General features: G+C 37.8%; 15 protein-coding genes. 12 read left to right on the top strand and 3 right to left on the bottom strand.

The features are described from left to right. The first annotated feature begins 164 nt into the window (after positions 1–164). The 10 genes from ACQKMI_RS16650 (at position 165) to ACQKMI_RS16605 (ending at position 10431) form a co-directional block, all read left to right on the top strand. The gene (locus ACQKMI_RS16650; protein WP_323647756.1) at positions 165–884 is read left to right on the top strand and encodes a YebC/PmpR family DNA-binding transcriptional regulator; all 720 of its coding nucleotides are present in this window, start codon (positions 165–167) and stop codon (positions 882–884) included. A 57-nt stretch (positions 885–941) separates the two neighbouring features. After that, positions 942–2240 carry an arsenic transporter gene (locus ACQKMI_RS16645; protein ID WP_427490717.1) on the top strand — a complete coding sequence of 433 codons (1299 nt, stop codon included), beginning with the start codon at positions 942–944 and terminating at the stop codon, positions 2238–2240. Positions 2241–2606: 366 nt separating this feature from the next. Next, positions 2607–4349: a methyl-accepting chemotaxis protein gene (locus ACQKMI_RS16640; protein ID WP_427490715.1), complete on the top strand. Its 1743-nt coding sequence runs from the start codon at positions 2607–2609 to the stop codon at positions 4347–4349. 85 nt (positions 4350–4434) lie between these two features. Next, on the top strand, positions 4435–5010 hold the full coding sequence (locus tag ACQKMI_RS16635) for a YdcF family protein (protein ID WP_427490713.1): 576 nt from the start codon (positions 4435–4437) through the stop codon (positions 5008–5010). Positions 5011–5084: 74 nt separating this feature from the next. After that, complete coding sequence (locus ACQKMI_RS16630; protein ID WP_427490711.1) at positions 5085–6782, top strand: M3 family oligoendopeptidase; 1698 nt, start codon at positions 5085–5087, stop codon at positions 6780–6782. A gap of 218 nt (positions 6783–7000) precedes the next feature. Then, on the top strand, positions 7001–8086 hold the full coding sequence (locus tag ACQKMI_RS16625) for an AI-2E family transporter (protein ID WP_427490709.1): 1086 nt from the start codon (positions 7001–7003) through the stop codon (positions 8084–8086). Positions 8087–8098: 12 nt separating this feature from the next. Further along, positions 8099–8710, top strand: a complete 612-nt coding sequence (locus ACQKMI_RS16620) for an NUDIX hydrolase (protein ID WP_427490707.1) — start codon at positions 8099–8101, stop codon at positions 8708–8710. Positions 8711–9125: 415 nt separating this feature from the next. After that, positions 9126–9587, top strand: a complete 462-nt coding sequence (locus ACQKMI_RS16615) for a hypothetical protein (RefSeq protein WP_427490705.1) — start codon at positions 9126–9128, stop codon at positions 9585–9587. A 22-nt stretch (positions 9588–9609) separates the two neighbouring features. Further along, entirely contained in the window at positions 9610–9801 is a 192-nt protein-coding gene (locus ACQKMI_RS16610) for a hypothetical protein (RefSeq protein WP_427490703.1), read from the top strand. 18 nt (positions 9802–9819) lie between these two features. Beyond that, the gene (locus ACQKMI_RS16605; protein ID WP_427490701.1) at positions 9820–10431 is read left to right on the top strand and encodes an alpha/beta hydrolase; all 612 of its coding nucleotides are present in this window, start codon (positions 9820–9822) and stop codon (positions 10429–10431) included. Between the two features lie 135 nt (positions 10432–10566). On the opposite strand, the gene ACQKMI_RS16600 is transcribed toward ACQKMI_RS16605, so the two are convergent. The 3 genes from ACQKMI_RS16600 to ACQKMI_RS16590 form a co-directional block, all read right to left on the bottom strand. Continuing rightward, on the bottom strand, positions 10567–12678 hold the full coding sequence (locus tag ACQKMI_RS16600; RefSeq protein ID WP_427490699.1) for an MMPL family transporter: 2112 nt from the start codon (positions 12676–12678) through the stop codon (positions 10567–10569). Positions 12679–12828: 150 nt separating this feature from the next. After that, positions 12829–13845, bottom strand: a complete 1017-nt coding sequence (locus ACQKMI_RS16595; RefSeq protein ID WP_427490697.1) for an inorganic phosphate transporter — start codon at positions 13843–13845, stop codon at positions 12829–12831. Between the two features lie 20 nt (positions 13846–13865). Continuing rightward, a complete protein-coding gene (locus tag ACQKMI_RS16590) occupies positions 13866–14486 on the bottom strand; it encodes a DUF47 domain-containing protein (protein WP_197143807.1) in 621 nt (206 codons plus the stop codon). A gap of 631 nt (positions 14487–15117) precedes the next feature. On the opposite strand from ACQKMI_RS16590, the gene ACQKMI_RS16585 reads away from it, so the two are divergent. Both ACQKMI_RS16585 and ACQKMI_RS16580 read left to right on the top strand, forming a co-directional pair. Further along, positions 15118–15804: an ABC transporter ATP-binding protein gene (locus tag ACQKMI_RS16585; protein WP_323647738.1), complete on the top strand. Its 687-nt coding sequence runs from the start codon at positions 15118–15120 to the stop codon at positions 15802–15804. Position 15805: 1 nt separating this feature from the next. Further along, positions 15806–17125: an ABC transporter permease gene (locus ACQKMI_RS16580; protein WP_427490695.1), complete on the top strand. Its 1320-nt coding sequence runs from the start codon at positions 15806–15808 to the stop codon at positions 17123–17125. The last annotated feature ends 223 nt before the right edge of the window (positions 17126–17348 follow it).

Below are 17348 nucleotides of genomic sequence, written 5' to 3'. Positions count from 1 at the left end.
CAAATGTGCAACTGCGCATTTATAATTTTATCTTCATTCAGTGGAAGATCTATATAAGATGAGTGCAATCCTATTCATGGGTGTTTAAATGAAAATAAAACATCCGGACGAAATTACGCCGAGGCGTAATTGATAAACTTATAATTTGAAAGAGAGTGGAAACTATGGGTCGTAAGTGGAACAATATTAAAGAAAAGAAAGCGTCTAAAGACCAAAGCACAAGCCGTATCAATGCAAAATTTGGACGTGAAATTTATGTGGCAGCTAAATCAGGCGAGCCAGATCCAGAATCAAATCGTGCCCTTAAAGTTGTTCTTGAACGAGCAAAAACATACAGTGTTCCTAAACATATTATTGAAAAAGCAATTGAAAAAGCGAAGGGTGGCGGCGATGAAAACTTCGACGAATTACGTTATGAAGGTTTCGGACCAGCAGGCACTATGTTAATCGTGGATGCTTTAACGAATAATGTTAATCGTACAGCTTCTGATGTACGTGCAGCATTTGGTAAAAATAATGGGAATATGGGTGTCAGTGGATCTGTTGCCTACATGTTTGATTCAACAGCGGTTATCGGTTTAGAAGGTAAATCAGCAGATGAAGTTCTTGAAATTTTAATGGAAGCAGATGTTGATGCTCGTGATATTCTAGAAGAAGATGAGGCTGTCATTATTTATGCTGAGCCGGACCAATTCTTTGCTGCACAAGAAGCACTAAAAGCTGCAGGCGTTCAAGAATTTACAGTAGCAGAGCTTTCAATGCTTCCACAAACAGAAGTAGCATTAACTGGTGACGACATTGCGAAATTTGAAAAATTAATTGATGTATTAGAAGATTTAGAGGATGTCCAAAACGTTTATCATAATGCAGATTTAGGCGAATAATTTAAACATAAGAAACCAGTAGCGAATAAAGCTACTGGTTTTTAATTAGGGAGGAAAATGGTGCAAGCTCTTTTAGCGATTGCGATATTTTTAGTAACTTTATTTTTTGTAATAGTGCAGCCACGTAAAATATCGATCGGCTGGTCTGCTTGTTTTGGTGCTGCAATTGCGTTAATGCTCGGAGTTGTTACCTGGCAAGATGTTGTTGAGGTGACAGGGATTGTTTGGAATGCAACGTTATCGTTTATAGGAATTATTTTTATTTCACTTATTTTAGACGAAATAGGATTCTTTGAATGGTCTGCCCTACATATAGCACGCGTGGCAAAGGGAAGTGGTATACGCTTATTCATTTACCTTTCCTGTCTAGGTGCTATTGTTTCAGCATTATTTGCAAATGATGGTGCAGCTTTAATACTAACACCAATTGTTCTCGCAATGATCCGTAAATTGAATTTAACCGATAAAATGATCTTTCCATTTATTATTGCAAGTGGCTTTATAGCGGACACAACATCTTTACCGTTAGTCATTAGTAATTTAACAAATATTGTGTCGGCAGACTATTTCGGTATTGGATTTATGGAATATGCCCTACATATGTTGATACCGAACTTCGTTTCTTTACTAGCAAGCGTAGTTGTACTTTATATTGTCTTTCGCCGTTCGATTCCAAAAGAATATTCACTCGGGGCGGTTGATAATCCAAAGCTTGCAATTCGTGATTCGAGATTATTTTTATTATCATGGTATGTTTTAGCTATTCTATTAGTTGGTTTCTTAACGAGTGAGTTTTTCAAAATTCCAGTGTCATTTATTTTATGTGGTGTAGCAGCTATCTTTTTCCTACTAGCACGACGTAGCCATATTGTAGATACAAAGAGAGTTGTGAAAGGGGCACCTTGGAATATTGTGTTCTTTTCTATCGGTATGTATGTGGTTGTTTATGGTTTGAAAAATGTAGGAATGACAGGATTGCTAGCAAGTCTATTAGAGCACGCTATACAGCAAGGGTTGATGGTAGCGACAATAACGATGGGGTTTGTAGCAGCGATTTTGTCAGCTATTATGAATAACCTACCAACTGTAATGATTGATGCATTAGCTATTACTGAAACTAGTGCGACTGGAATTATTAAAGAAGGGCTTATTTATGCAAATGTCATAGGCACAAATTTAGGTCCTAAAATGACACCGATTGGCTCACTCGCAACATTGTTATGGCTCCATATACTGAAGCAAAAAGGAATAAAGATTGGCTGGGTTCAGTATTTAAAAATAGGTATTATTTTAACAATCCCGACCCTTTTCGCTACTTTATTATCTTTAGTGGTTTGGATTAAAATCATATCATAGGCGAGAGGTAAGATAGTGTCTAAACATTTTAATAACGATAACAATCAAAAAACTATTTTTCTATAAGGCATATCCCTGTAGAAAGATAGTTTTTTCTTAACTATTGAAATGTGTATATACATATTTGAAGCTCGTCATTAAAAGTTTGGAATCATATTTGTTAGATTTGGAGTGAAGGCTGGACGCCCCCCGGGAAATGGCCCAGTAGGAATGGATATCCCCCCTCGTTAAGTTATCGAGCATATTTGCGTAAAAAGGCGAATAATTCAAACGTAAATTACATTTTACCCATTGTGAAAAATCCCTAATCATAACATAATATAGATTAATAGTCATAGTGGAAGAGGAAAGAAGGGGGGCTAAAGCATGAAGTTTTCACGTTCAATACAGGGGAAACTAATTATCATTTCGTTAGCACTATTAATTATCCCTAGCTTAGTTATAGGTTTAGTTAGCTACAGTAAAGCAAAAAAAGGCATGGATGATATTGGTGAACAAGTTATTAAAAATAGTGTTGAATCTTCTTTGCAATTAATTGAGCTTGCGAATGAGAGTGTTAAGAGGGGCGACATTCCTTTAGAAGTTGCACAGGAGCAAGTGCGGGAGGCACTTCTAGGACCAAAGGATAGTGAAGGGAAGAGGCCAAGTAAATATCCTGGAGACTTAGGGGAGTATGGTTATCTATATGTTTTAGATGATAAAGGGACATTAACAACCCATCCGACTCGAGAAGGAGATAACCTATGGAACGATCAGGACAGTAGCGGAAATTACTTTATTCGGGAAGTAACTGAAAAAGCACTTGCCGGTGGGGGATTTACACAATATGAGTTTGAGCTGCCGGGTCAAGATGTATTAGCTGATAAAATAATTTATTCTGCAAAAGATCCTAATTGGGGCTGGATCATTGCATCGGGTACATATATGCAAGACTTTAATAAAGGGGCTAATTCATTATTACTCGTTATTGGTATTACATTATTAGGTGCCATCATTATAGGTACTGCAGTTGTCATAATGGTTTCAAGACATTTAGCTTTACCAGTGCGAAAATTATCTAAACGTGTACGTGAGGTAGCCAAGGGGAATTTAACCGTAGAAATTGAAAATCTACAACGCTCAGATGAGATTGGTCAGTTAAATGAAGGCTTTAATGAAATGGTTAATCAATTGAAAACATTAATTACAGATGTAGAGGAAGCTATTGTAGAAATTCAATCGACATCGTCAAATTTAACATCTGTGACAGAGGAAACAAACGCTTATGGAGATGAAATAGTAAAAGCAATAAATGAAGTTTCAAACGGTGCAGTAATGCAAGCTTCAGATGCAGAGGATACGAATAGAACTGCCATGGATTTTGCGCAACAGATTGAAGTATTGCATGACAAAAATGAAGTAATGCTTGATGCGTCTCAACATATGAAGCGATCGAATCAAGAGGGGCTCTTAAATTTAAAGAGCTTAAAAGAGAAATCACACGAGTCTTCAGAATTGATTCAGAATGTTCATGTTGTATTTAATAGTTTAATTGTGAAAGTCAGGGAAATTGAAGGGATTGTCGGTACTATTACGGAGATTTCTGATCAGACGAATCTACTTGCATTGAATGCCTCTATTGAGGCGGCTAGAGCTGGGGAACATGGCAAGGGCTTTGCGGTTGTTGCTGAGGAGGTACGTAAGTTAGCGGATCAAACATCTGTAGCAACAGAGCGAGTGCGTACAACCTTAAAGGGAATTGAAAGTGAAACTAATTTAGTGAACGATGAGATGAAGAAAACAGACGTCATTGTTCGTGAGCAAAATGATTCGGTTGCCATAACAGAGTCATCCTTTAAGGAAATAGAATTGGCCGTAGAAGAAATCATTTCTATCATTAGAGAAATGACTACAGGTGTAGAATATTTGAATAGTTCAAAGAATAACATTATACAATCTATCGAAAGTATTGCGATGATTAGTGAGAAAAATGCTGCTGCATCAGAGGAAGTAACGGCATCGGTTGATGAACAACAGCGTGCCATTCAAGTTGTTAGTGAATCTTCCAATGATTTAACAGATGAAATAACTGCGTTACAGGATTCTATTAAGCGCTTTATATTAAGATGATCGATTAGGGTGTTTGTACAGTAATTTTAGTACAAGCATCCTTTTTTTTCTCTGTACGTTAATAAATGGTAAGGGGGGATTAATCGTGAAGAAATGGGTAATAAGATTAGGGGTAATACTATTTGCTATAAGTAGTGTTGTTTATATTTGGCTCGGCGAGGAGATGAAACAAGGGGTCCAGCCAGCTGCAAATGGAACAGCTACATACATGATCGTCCTGGGAGCGAAGGTGAAACCGGGAGGAATTCCATCACTTTCTTTGAAAAATAGATTAGAAGAGGCTGTAAAGTATATGAAAAAGTATCCTCATGTAAACGTAATTGTGTCAGGTGGAAAAGGGAGAGATGAAGATCGGACAGAGGCTTCAGTTATGCTTAAATACTTACAGGACAATGGTATTGATGCTAATAGAATAGTAGTGGAAGACCAATCTACTTCAACCTATGAGAACTTATTATATAGTAAAGATCTTTTGCCTAAAGGAACTAAGAAAATCACGATTGTCTCTAATGATTTTCATTTAAAGCGTGCGAAATATTTAGCTGAGTCTTTAGGTTTTGAAGTAGATGTCGTTGCGGCAAAAACGCCAAAATCGGTAGAATTGAAGTTAACACTACGTGAAAGGGCAGCATTATTAAAAACATATGTATTTGGCTATTAATTTATTTCTTAATAATAGAGATTTGGCATATAATAGAAATATAACGGGGTATATGACAGAAAGAGGGGACTTCTATGAAAACATTTAAAGACTATGAATACAGCCGTCCGCAAATTGAGGCAATGAAAGAACAGCAATTATCTTTAATTGACCAATTTAAAAATGCGCAAACGATGGACGAGCAAAGTGAAATAATTGAAAAATTAAACGGATTGAGTAATGACTATGCTACGATGGCGAACCTAGTGTACATTCGTGCTTCGATTGATACAAATGATGAATTCTATCATGCAGAACGCGATTATTTTGACGAGGTTGGACCTGAGCTGGAAGAGGTAACAACAGAATATTATAAGGCGCTAATCGCTTCACCATTCCGTGAGCAGCTAGAAGAAAAGTGGGGCCAGCAATTATTTGATTTAGCAACCTATCAAATTAAAGGTTTTTCACCAGCAGTCATTGATCTAATGCAAAAGGAGAACAAGCTCGTTTCAGAATATAATAAACTAGTTGCCTCTGCACAAATTGACTTTAATGGTGAAACATTAACGCTTGCCCAGCTTGGTCCATATGCAGAGTCTACTGATCGTGAAATGCGTAAGGCGGCAACGGATGCGCGCTTTGGCTTCTTTACTGAGCATGAAGGAGAATTTGATCGACTATATGATGAACTTGTTAAGGTGCGTCATGAAATTGCTGTTAAATTAGGCTATAAAAACTATGTCGAGCTAGGCTATATTCGAATGAATCGCATTGACTATAATGCAGATATGGTAAAGAAATTCCGTGACCAAGTTCGTGATTTAATCGTACCTATTGCAACTAAGTTATATGAACGCCAGGCAAAGCGTATTGGTATTTCTGAATTTAAGTTCTATGATGAAGCATTCAACTTTGTGTCAGGGAATGCTACACCAAAAGGCGATCCGCAATGGATTGTTGCGAACGGTAAAAAAATGTATGAGGAGCTATCACCTGAGACAGGTGAATTCTTCAACTTTATGATTGACCATGAATTAATGGACTTAGTGGCGAAGAAAGGTAAAGAGGGTGGCGGTTATTGTACATTTATCGAAAACTATCACTCACCATTTATCTTCTCGAACTTTAATGGTACTTCAGGTGATATCGATGTGTTAACACATGAAGCTGGACATGCTTTCCAAGTATATTCAAGTCGTAACATCGGAATACCAGAGTATTTATGGCCGACATATGAATCTTGTGAAATTCACTCGATGAGTATGGAATTTTTCACATGGCCATGGATGGAGCTATTCTTTAAGGAGGACACTGAAAAATATAAGTTCACACACTTAAGTAGTGGCTTATTATTCCTTCCTTACGGTGTTGCAGTAGATGAGTTCCAGCATGTGATCTATGAAAATCCGAATATGACACCGGCTGAACGTAAAGCTGCGTGGAAAAAAATTGAGGAGACATATTTGCCACACCGTGACTATGATCATAACAGCTATCTAGAAGCAGGTGGTATATGGCAACGTCAAGGTCATATTTATTCAAGTCCGTTCTATTACATCGATTACACGTTAGCGCAAATTTGTGCATTCCAATTCTGGAAACGTTCACGTGAAGAATTTGCAGCTGCCTGGAAGGACTATATTCATTTATGTGGTTTAGGTGGTTCTATGTCCTTTACGAAGCTTGTAAAAGAAGCGGGATTAATTTCACCATTTGAGGACGGCTGTGTTGAATCGGTTATTGGAGATATTGAAGATTACTTAAATTCAGTAGACGATACAAAATTATAAACTGCTACATTGTGAAAATTTGCGACACTCCTGTGGAAGGCAAACCGTATGAGTCTCCTCAGATGCTTTGGCATTTGAGGGGTTTGCGGGATTGCCCGCTGGAGGGTTGCGAATTTTTTTGTCTTAAAACTCTATTATTTAGACAATAAATACTAGGATACTTGCTAAATGGTTAATATATAAGTAGTATTTTCAGTAACTGAGATAAAAGGAAGTGAATGAAAGTGACGAGGAAAGTTTGGTTTCAAGTAGGCGTAGGGATTTTACTTGCGCTACTAGTCATTAAATATTTTATAGAGATTCATTGGATTTTTTCGCCGCTTGTTATTATTTTAAAGGCTATTTTTATACCTTTATTGCTTGGCGGCGTTTTGTATTATGTTACGGAGCCGATTCAGAGGTTTTTAGAGAAGCGTGAATGGCCGAGATGGGCAAGCATATTAACGATAGTCATTGGATTAATTGCACTTGTTGTTGGCTTTGGGTGGATCGTTGGTAATCCGATTGCAGTACAGGTAAATAATTTAGTGAAAAATGTACCACAGATTAGTGCTAGTATTCAAGAGGCAGCTGATTATGTGTTGAAAAACAGGGATAACTTCCCACCGCAGTTAAAAGATTTAATCGACAATATGGCGAATTATGTGCAGGATATTGCTTTTGCGGCAAGTAAGGGACTAGTATCGTTTTTACAATCAGTTGTTTCAGTTTCTTTATTAGCTATTTTAATTCCATTTTTCTTTATATTTATGTTGAAGGATCATGAAAAATTTGCACCATCCATTTATAAATATTTTAGTGGTGAACGTCGTGAATGGGTGAAGAAAACGTTAAGTGAAATTGATAGTGTTTTACGTAGCTATATACAAGGGCAGCTACAAATTAGTTTTTTACTAGCACTCATTATGTATGTCGGGTATTTAATTATAGGTTTAGAGTATTCATTGCTTCTTGTTATATTTGCTTTCTTTATGAATATGATTCCGTTTATAGGACCATGGATCGCCTTTACGCCAGCGCTGATCGTGGCTGTTGTTCAGGATCCAGTGTTAGTCATATGGGTGTCTGTTGTCACACTCGTGGCGCAGCAAATTGATAGTAACTTTATAACGCCTAATGTAATGGGGAAAACACTCGATATCCATCCGTTAACCGTTATTACAGTTATTTTAGCAGCAGGTAATATTGCAGGCTTTATTGGTATTATCATTGCTGTACCGTTTTATGCAGTATTAAAAGTGATCGCTTCCAATATTTATGATGAACGGAATGTGATTAAGAAAAAGGCTACGAAGTCGGTATAGGAGTCGGAAAAAATGGAACAAGAAATTGTGAAAGTTTTTAATGAACAGCATGAACAGATAGGGACGGCAACGAGAGCAGAGGTACATGAAAAAGGGCTATGGCATGAAACATTCCACTGTTGGCTTGTCAATGAGGACTATATCTATTTCCAAATCCGTAGTGCACAAAAAAAGGACTATCCGGGTTTGCTTGATATTACAGCGGCGGGGCATCTATTAGCCGTAGAGACAGTAGAATCAGGAATTCGTGAAGTGAAGGAAGAGCTAGGACTCGATGTCGACGTACACGAAGTTGTTAGAATGGGCATGACATCTTGTAGTATCGTTTCAGAAAACATGATTGACAATGAATTTTGTCATGTTTATATATATCCATTCAAACATGATTGGGAATCATTTAACCTGCAGTATGAGGAAGTGTCAGGGGTCGTTCGAGCAAAGCTTGATGAGGCTGAGGCATTCTTTTTAGGAGATACAGCTACTCTGAATATTGAAGGCTATGAATATTTCCCTGATGGTCAACGAGTGAAAATTGTGCGCCCAGTAAGTACGGCACAATTTGTCCCTTACCGGGAACTATACGTTGCACATGTTATTCAGTTTGTAAAAGATAAAATGTTATGAAGTTGTAGGGAGTCTGAAAAGCCTTCATAAGAATCCTAGGATAATTGTAAACGGTAAATCCGCTTCACTTTCCGTGAATAAGGTATGAGCAACATCGGTGTGCTCTTGCTTTTTCCGCAGAGAGTTTAAGTGGATTTTTACTTTTATAGTAGAAAATGATTAGGCTCTAGTTTCTTGTTTCATCATCAATTTTGTTAAAGAGTATGTCATGTATATAAGTTGATATTCGTTTGAGCGACTCCTTGGGAATGCGGCTCATAGGACGCCCCTAGGAAAGCGCCCAATCGAAACGGAAATCAACCCACATGTTATGGACATGAAACTTTACTTTTTAGTACTTTCTATTTTACTTCAATATAACAGGAAGAATAAGTTATACTAAAAGGTATATTGAATAGAAAAGGAGCATTTTTATATGCTAACATTTGAACAAAAGCAAGCCATCATCGACTCATTTCCTGAACTGACAAAGAAGGAAATTTCATTGAAACGCGTAAATTATCACTTTATGGATAGTCTTTATGAAAAAACAATTGTTGTGGAAAAACTACACCCAAATGGCAACGGCTTCGTATTTGTCGGTGATTTATTGCGCTATGAGGAAGAAGCAAATAAAGGCTTAGTAAATATTCGTGACTACGATGAACAACAGCTTCGTGAAATTATTGAAGATGCCATTCAATATTTATCGGAAGAAGCAGAGGAGCAAGAACCAATCGAAGAGGTATGGCAAAATCGTGAAGGTGCTCAATTAATGCTAGCCTTTGAGCAACGTTCGTGGAATGTTTATCATGGAGAAAATTTAGAGGAAGCCTTTGGTACACACGATGCTGCGAAAGAATATTTACTAGAAGAAGGTTTTCGTAAAAAGAAATAAGTAATTCGGGGGATACGAACGAATGAATGGGAAAAAATTAGTGGGAATAGTTATTGTTGTTGTTCTAGCTGCTTGTTTATTTTCAGTATTTACGATTACAAAATTTTACAAAGACCACAAGGAACAGCCAAATAGTGAAAATCGCGAAATTAATAAGTCAAAGAGCTTGAATTTAATTTTGCCACAGGCTACAATTACCTCGAATTCAAGATAATCGAGAGGTGGACTGTAAATGCAGCACGTTTTTTATAAAGGGATAGATGAAACAAAACCAACTTTTTTATTGTTACACGGTACAGGTGGAAATGAACAAAGCTTAATTGGCCTTGCAAAGGAAATTGATGAGACAGCAAGCATTTTAAGTGTCCGTGGAAATGTACTTGAAAATGGTATGCCACGCTTTTTCCGTCGATTAGCGGAAGGTGTTTTTGATATAGAGGATTTAATTTTCCGTACGAAGGAGTTAAATGATTTTTTATTGGAAGCAGCACAGCGGTATGGCTTTGACCGTAATCGAGTTGTTGCTATCGGCTACTCTAACGGTGCGAATATTGCTGCTAGCCTATTATTCCATTATGAGGATGCTTTAGCAGGTGCAATCCTGCATCATCCAATGGTGCCTAGACGTGATATTGAATTGCCTACACTTTCTTCTATTCCTGTCTTTATCGGTGCTGGAACGAATGATCCAATGTGTTCAGCTCAGGAATCCGAAGATTTAGAGGCGCTTTTAGCGTCAGCTGGGGCAGAGGTGACAACTGTATGGTTTAATTACGGTCATCAGCTAACAATGCCTGAGGTACAAGCAGCAAAAGAATGGTACGACCGTATTTATTCAAAATAAGGAAAAATCCGCAACCTTTGTGTAAGGGAGCGGATTTTTTTACTTCTTTCAGCAGGTGTTTTTGTAGCGAAAGTGAAACGCCAGCTACAATTATTAACGTAAAATGCAATGTGCCGAGGCATCATTGATCTCCATTTATTTTTGTTTCTTCGCGAAGGGTAGCCACCAATTCCAGTCTCCAAAGAGCTTCATAAGGCTTGGTACGAGCAAGAGACGGATAATGGTTGCATCGATGGCGACCGCAACAGCTATACCAACCCCAATTTGCTTCACGGGCATCACATCTGTAAAAGCGAATGCCCCTGTTATAACAATCATAATAAGCGCTGCTGACGTAATGATACGACTTGTAGAAGTTAGACCGTCAATTGTGGCATGTGTATTATCCGCTCCATTTTGATATTCCTCTTGAATACGAGATATTAAAAAGACTTCATAGTCCATACTTAAGCCGAATACAAGGCAAAATACAATTACTGGGATAATAAGGACGATCGTACCGGCTTCAATGCCCAAATGACCATATTGGAAAATATAGACGAGAATACCGAAGGCTGATGAAAGTCCAATAATATTCATAATAATCGCTTTCAGTGGGATTAAAATAGAGCGGAAAGCGAGCATTAAAATAAAGAACGTTGAAACAATAATAATAGATACCGCCAAGAAAATTTTACTAGCAATTTCATCGAAAATTTCTTGATTGAATTTCGCATGACCTCCAAGAGTAAAATCGACACCTAAATCTTTATCTTTCCATGTTCGAGCAAATTCTTGAGCAGTAGTGGATGAACCGGCTGCGTTCAATGTGATTGGGATAAACAGTTGTTTATCTTTAGCAAACGTATTTAGAATTGGTTTTAATTGTTCTGCCACTTGTGGACTTTTCAAAGAAGCTGTCAGTTCCTCAGGTGACTTAATGTTAGCCGTTGTATAAATGGTTGATACCTGATTTACTAATGGGTCATCAAGCAACTTTTCTTGAATAGTGTAAATAAGCTCTCTTGCCTCAGCATTGTGCCAACCTTCCTTACGTTCTGCTAACAAATATAAAGTTGAGGTATCGCCAAGTCCGAACGTTTCGTCTAACTGATCATAAGCTGCACGTGCCTCATATTTCGCCGGTAATGAATCCACCTGAGGAATTGTAAGTTTAATATCCTTCAATGGAATCATACCAATACCTAGTAATAATAAAGCTATAATAACGATGGCAACAGGATGTTTCATGACAAAACCGGCAAAGCCACGCCAACGATTTGCGCCATCAGGTTTTACACGTAATAGGCGCCATTTATTAAGACGATCACCTAATAACATCATCGTAGCAGGTAGCAAGGTTAAGCCTGAAAGTACTGCAAGAAATACAACAATTGCGCCTCCTAAAGCGATATTGTGAAAAATCTCGACGTCAATGACAATCATGGCACCTAAGCCAATCATGACACAAGCAGCAGAAAAGATGATTGAACGGCCAGCTGTCTGTATAGCTGTTTGAATAGCTTGTACAATGGAAGTGTGGGCACGTTCCTCGCGATACCGGTTAATAAACAACAAGGCGAAATCAATGCTTAATGCAAGTCCAAGCATGGGGACTATATTTAATACAAAAATCGATAAATTGACATTACCGCTAAACAAAGTCAAAATTCCAAACGCGGTGACTACAGTAACAACGCCAATAATGATAGGTAAGATGGAGGCTACGACAGTACCGAAAGCTAGTAATAGCACTATGATAGCGATTGGTAGGCCTATTGCCTCCGCTGACGCTAAATCCTTTTGACTGGCTGTGTTGATGTCCGCTGAAATAACAGGTCCGCCTGTAATGCTCACACCATCATCCTCTATTAATGAACGAATGTCTTTCACAACATCCGGTAGATGATCAATATTATTTTTAAGATGAATCATGGCATAAGCTATACCATTCTTTTGTAAAGAAGCATCATCGAGTGGTGATTGGATTGAATGAATCTCCTTTACTTTTTTTAACTTTTTTAATGTATCTTGAATTTTCTTATCGTCCGCTGGATGGAAGACGACCAAAATTGTATCGGAAGGTAAATCAAATGTTTTGGCAAGCTCATTGGTTACGTAGGTATGATCTCCTTTCACAAAGAAACCGTCGCCATGAAGCTTATTTGGAAGTTGTATGGCAAACATAGCCATGGAAATAAAAATGACAAACCATAAGGCTACGATAGCTTTAGCGTGGGCCGTTATAAAAGCAGAAAAAGTTTTCATAGTAGGTACTATCCCCCTTTTTAAAATAGTGTAAAGGATGTGTCACATTTTGTCGTGTAATAATGTAAAGACTCCTGTCCCTAATAAGGAACAGGAGTCTTAGTATGCAATAAAAATCAATTATGCCTCGGCATAATTGTGTCCGAGAAGTTAAAAGAATAACGATAATAAAAAGTAAATAATAGCTGCCATAACTGCAGAAATTGGCATTGTAATAACCCAAGTAGTGACGATTTTACGCGCCATCCCCCAGTTTACGCCACGTACACGTTGTGCAGAGCCGACACCCATGATAGAGGAAGAAATAACGTGTGTTGTAGAAACTGGTAGATGAATTAATGTAGCACCGAAGATAATAGATGCAGATGCTAAATCTGCGGCAACTCCGTTTACTGGACGGATTTTCATAATTTTACCGCCGACTGTTTTAATAATTTTATAGCCACCGATAGAAGTACCAAGCCCCATTGCAGTTGCAGCTGCAGCTCGTACCCAGAAAGGAATTTCATCTCCTGTATGCAAACCGCCAGCGATTAACGCCATCGTCATAATACCCATTGCCTTTTGTGCATCGTTTGTACCATGTGTAAAAGATTGAATGGCGGCAGTGAAAATTTGCATCGTACGGAAGCCTTTATTCGTACGATATAAATTTAAATTTTTAAACCATAATTTAAACAATGTCATCATAATAAAGCCAGCGCAAATCGCAAGGATTGGTGATAGCACTAAGGCCATAATGATTTTAGTAAAACCGCCATAGTTAAGAACCCCGAAGCCTGCAGATGCAATTGCTGCACCAGCAATGGACCCAATCAGAGTATGTGAAGAACTCGATGGAATACCGAAATACCATGTTAGTAAGTTCCAAATAATAGCGGAGATTAATGCTGCTAAAATAACGACTGATCCTGTCGTATCTCCTGCAAAGGCATTTAAAGAGAATGGATCTACAATATCTTTTGTTAAAGCCTTTGCAACACCGACGAAAGTAATAGCTCCGATAAAGTTCATCGTCGCAGCCATCATGATAGCTACGCGAGGTTTCAATGCTCTAGTGGATACGGAAGTTGCGATAGCATTTGCTGTATCATGGAAGCCATTGATAAAGTCAAATGTTAGGGCAAAGATAACGACCAGTACAGTTAGTATAATGATTGTGTTCATTGTAAGTGCCCATCTCCTAATTACGCGTTACGCATGATAATTGTTTCCATAGTATTTGCAACGTTTTGGCAATGATCAGCGATATCTTCAAGTTGTTCATATATATCTTTATATTTAATAAGTCGAATTGGATCTTTTTCATTTAAAAATAGTTGTTTAATAGACGAACGTTGTACTTCATCGCATTCACGTTCATAGTCCTTAATAAGAATTGCGTGTGGGCGCATGCCAATAAGATTCTTTTTCTTTAACTCTTCTGTTGCTTTAACAATTTCATCAGCACCTTTTGAAATATAGCCTAAGAAAGTACGCATTGATTCATCAACCTCAGTTAGAGAGAACATCTCAAAATGAGCGATACAATGCTCCGTACCATCTAATACGTCGTCCATACGAATTGCAAATTCTAGAATGTCTTCGCGTTCGATAGGTGTCATAAATGATTTGTTTAGCATCACGATTAGTTCGTGAATGAGCTTATCACCAGCTGTTTCGTAATTTTTCATAGTAATGCTAATCTCTTTTAAGTCAGCTACACTGTTAATACGAAAATCATTTGCGTAATGTACGGCCTCTCTCATATTCTCAGCAATTTTATGCAAAGCTATAAAGAAAGGGTCTTGTTTTTTTGAGTTAAGCATGTAAATCGAATCCTCCTGGATATAAATAAATTGGCCTCTAAACTTTACTATCATAACAAAATCTTTAATTTATCTACATAAAATTCTTCTATTCTCCATAAAACTTTACAATCCTGTAATATACAATTTGTTCATAAAATAATAAGGGCATCACTGTATTTGTTTTTATTAATACAGAAAAGTGCTTTTAAAATAGGTTTTATAAAGGTTTCTACTTTCTGTTTACTACAAAAGAATACTATGGAGACATAAAATTTTGAATAACTTATATGTCAGAATTGTAAAGGGAATGTAAAGGAATCGTTTTGCTTATAGTTTTCCCCTTTCTTAAGAATATCTTCATTTTTATCCTTCAACTTTATTAAGAATTCTTTACTACAATGAAGAAAGAGTTACTCATCACCATAACGTGTGGTTGATTTCCGTTCCGGCTGGGCGCTTTCCTGGGGGCGTCCGATGAGCCGCTTCACTCGCGTTGCTCGCTCCAGGGTCTCATCTGTGACGCTGATCCCCAAGGAGTCGCCCAGCCTCCACTCCAATCAACTTATATATAAGGCATAATTTTTAACAAATGTTTTTCCTAACTTATGGTGATGAGTCAGAAGAATGTGAAAGGGGCGTTTATTTGAAAATGATACAAGTTGAAAACTTACAACATACATTTTTAATTGGAAAGAAAGGCAAGGAAAAGCAGGTACCGGTATTAAAAGGTGTCAACTTTGAGGTGAAAAAAGGAGAGATTGTCGCAATTGTTGGTAAAAGTGGCTCCGGTAAATCAACCTTACTACAAATACTAGCTGGATTTATGAAATCTGAACAAGGATCTATTAAGGTAAACGGAAAGGAAACAGCTAATCTCACTGAAGTAGAAAGTGCAGCTTTTCGCTTGCAACAGTTCGGATTTATCTTTCAAAACTTTCAATTGATGCCAGGCTTAACAGCGTTTGAAAACATAGAACTACCATTAAAGTTACAAGGTATCAAGAAAGCTATGCGTACAGAAAAGGTAAAAAAATTAATGGACAAGGTTGGTTTAACGGAGGTGGCAGACCATTACCCAAATGAATTGTCGGGTGGTCAGCAACAGCGTGTTAGTATTGCGAGGGCTCTAATTACAAATCCACCGATTTTGTTGGCAGATGAGCCGACAGGAAGTCTTGACTCGGAAACAGAGCAAGATATATTGTTGCTCATTCAAAGTCTAAACCGTGAGCTTGGTTTAACATTTGTCATCATTACTCACGACGAGGAAGTAGCAACGATAGCACACCGACGTTTCCGCATGTACGACGGGGAACTTGTAAAGGAGGAAGCATAACATGTTATTTAAAGATCAATTAGATTTTGTTACACAGCATATAAAGAAAAATAAATTACGTGTGTTTATGACAGTACTAGCGGCAACGATGGGCTGTGCATTTTTGATTGTCCTCGCATCAGTTGGGTTTGGGCTGCAGGATTCCATACGTAATGAAATATTATCGGATGAAAATATTACGAAAATTCAAGTGTTTGGTAATGATCAATTTACAGAGGAACAAGTCCATGAAATAAAAAGTATAGAACATGTGGAAACAGTCCTTGAAACGATTACTGTCAATGCATCCGCACATTCATTTTTTGAGGATCGCGATACACTATCTGATGTATACGTTGCGAATATGCATGATTTTGAGCAAGTAAATGGCAAACTTGCGGGAGGGAAGTATCCAACAAAACCAAACGAAATCGTTGTTGGTTATCATTTTGCTCAAACATTAATAAATGATGCTGAGCGCAAAATTATTGAAGAAAAGAGTAAAAAAGCTGAAGTAGAAGGCACGTATTATAATGGTAGTGAGGAAGGCTATAAGGACTCATTAATTGGTAAAGAGATCGAATTGTCATTAATGCCACGTACTGATGGGGCAGAAGAAGGCGAGAAAATAAAGTATACGATTGTCGGTGTTATGAAGAAGCCTTCTTATGATTGGATGATCAATAACTCTATTTATATGGATACAGAGCAAAAGCCAATGCTAGCAACTAATTTAGTAGCAACAGGTAATGTGAAAGAGGATGACGTGTTTCATTCAGAATTCAATATTTTTGCTGATAGCATGGAAAATGTAAAACCGATATTAGACAAACTAAAAGACAAAGGCTATAACGTTTATTCAGTGACTGAGCAATTAGATCAAATGAATGTATTTTTCCTAGTTTTAAAAATCGGCTTAATTTTTGTAGGAACAATTGCTGTCTTGATCGCCTCGATTGGCATTTTCAATACAATGACAATGGCAGTTACAGAGCGTACTCGTGAAATCGGTGTTTTAAAGGCGATTGGAGCTAGTCCAAAGCTTATTCAACGATTGTTCTTAATGGAAAGTACGTTCATTGGTATTATTGGAACTTTAATAGCTGTTGCCATTTCATATGTTATTAGCTTTGTAGCAAATGCTGCACTGCCTTTAATTCTAGAAGCAGCAACAGGGGAAGAGGCATTTAGTAAAAATGACATTACATTTTCACTTATTCCTTGGCAGCTCGTTATTATTGCATCAGCGATTAGTATTGGTGTAGCGATGATTTCAGGCTATCGTCCGGCACGTAAGGCCACGAAAATTGACGTTATTCAAGCATTACGACAAGAACTATAATAGAAAGGGCGGTCCAAAAGTTATTGGACCGCCCTTATAATTTGATTAAGCAAATTCGGAATTACCCGCGGAAGGAGAGTGATTACCCGCGCTTGGCGATGAAATACCCGCGGAAGGAAGGTGAATACCCGCGCTTGGCGATGAAATACCCGCGGAAGGAAGGTGAATACCCGCGCTTGGCGATGAAATACCCGCGGAAGGAAGGTGAATACCCGCGCTTGGC

This window comes from Lysinibacillus sp. NPDC097214 (genome assembly GCF_050277945.1).
GTDB classification, from domain to species: Bacteria; Bacillota; Bacilli; order Bacillales_A; family Planococcaceae; genus Lysinibacillus; species Lysinibacillus xylanilyticus_B.
Note: the sequence above shows the minus strand (reverse complement) of the source record. Positions and strands in the feature narration are given on the sequence as shown.

Bases quoted from the DNA above. Each gene is read 5' to 3' on its own strand.
- ACQKMI_RS16600 (WP_427490699.1), bottom strand. From the start codon at position 12,678: ATGAAAACTTTTTCTGCTTTTATAACGGCCCACGCTAAAGCTATCGTA.
- ACQKMI_RS16645 (WP_427490717.1), top strand. From the start codon at position 942: ATGGTGCAAGCTCTTTTAGCGATTGCGATATTTTTAGTAACTTTATTT.
- ACQKMI_RS16605 (WP_427490701.1), top strand. From the start codon at position 9,820: ATGCAGCACGTTTTTTATAAAGGGATAGATGAAACAAAACCAACTTTT.
- ACQKMI_RS16650 (WP_323647756.1), top strand. From the start codon at position 165: ATGGGTCGTAAGTGGAACAATATTAAAGAAAAGAAAGCGTCTAAAGAC.
- ACQKMI_RS16580 (WP_427490695.1), top strand. From the start codon at position 15,806: ATGTTATTTAAAGATCAATTAGATTTTGTTACACAGCATATAAAGAAA.
- ACQKMI_RS16625 (WP_427490709.1), top strand. From the start codon at position 7,001: ATGAAAGTGACGAGGAAAGTTTGGTTTCAAGTAGGCGTAGGGATTTTA.
- ACQKMI_RS16640 (WP_427490715.1), top strand. From the start codon at position 2,607: ATGAAGTTTTCACGTTCAATACAGGGGAAACTAATTATCATTTCGTTA.
- ACQKMI_RS16620 (WP_427490707.1), top strand. From the start codon at position 8,099: ATGGAACAAGAAATTGTGAAAGTTTTTAATGAACAGCATGAACAGATA.
- ACQKMI_RS16630 (WP_427490711.1), top strand. From the start codon at position 5,085: ATGAAAACATTTAAAGACTATGAATACAGCCGTCCGCAAATTGAGGCA.
- ACQKMI_RS16615 (WP_427490705.1), top strand. From the start codon at position 9,126: ATGCTAACATTTGAACAAAAGCAAGCCATCATCGACTCATTTCCTGAA.
- ACQKMI_RS16585 (WP_323647738.1), top strand. From the start codon at position 15,118: ATGATACAAGTTGAAAACTTACAACATACATTTTTAATTGGAAAGAAA.
- ACQKMI_RS16590 (WP_197143807.1), bottom strand. From the start codon at position 14,486: ATGCTTAACTCAAAAAAACAAGACCCTTTCTTTATAGCTTTGCATAAA.
- ACQKMI_RS16610 (WP_427490703.1), top strand. From the start codon at position 9,610: ATGAATGGGAAAAAATTAGTGGGAATAGTTATTGTTGTTGTTCTAGCT.
- ACQKMI_RS16595 (WP_427490697.1), bottom strand. From the start codon at position 13,845: ATGAACACAATCATTATACTAACTGTACTGGTCGTTATCTTTGCCCTA.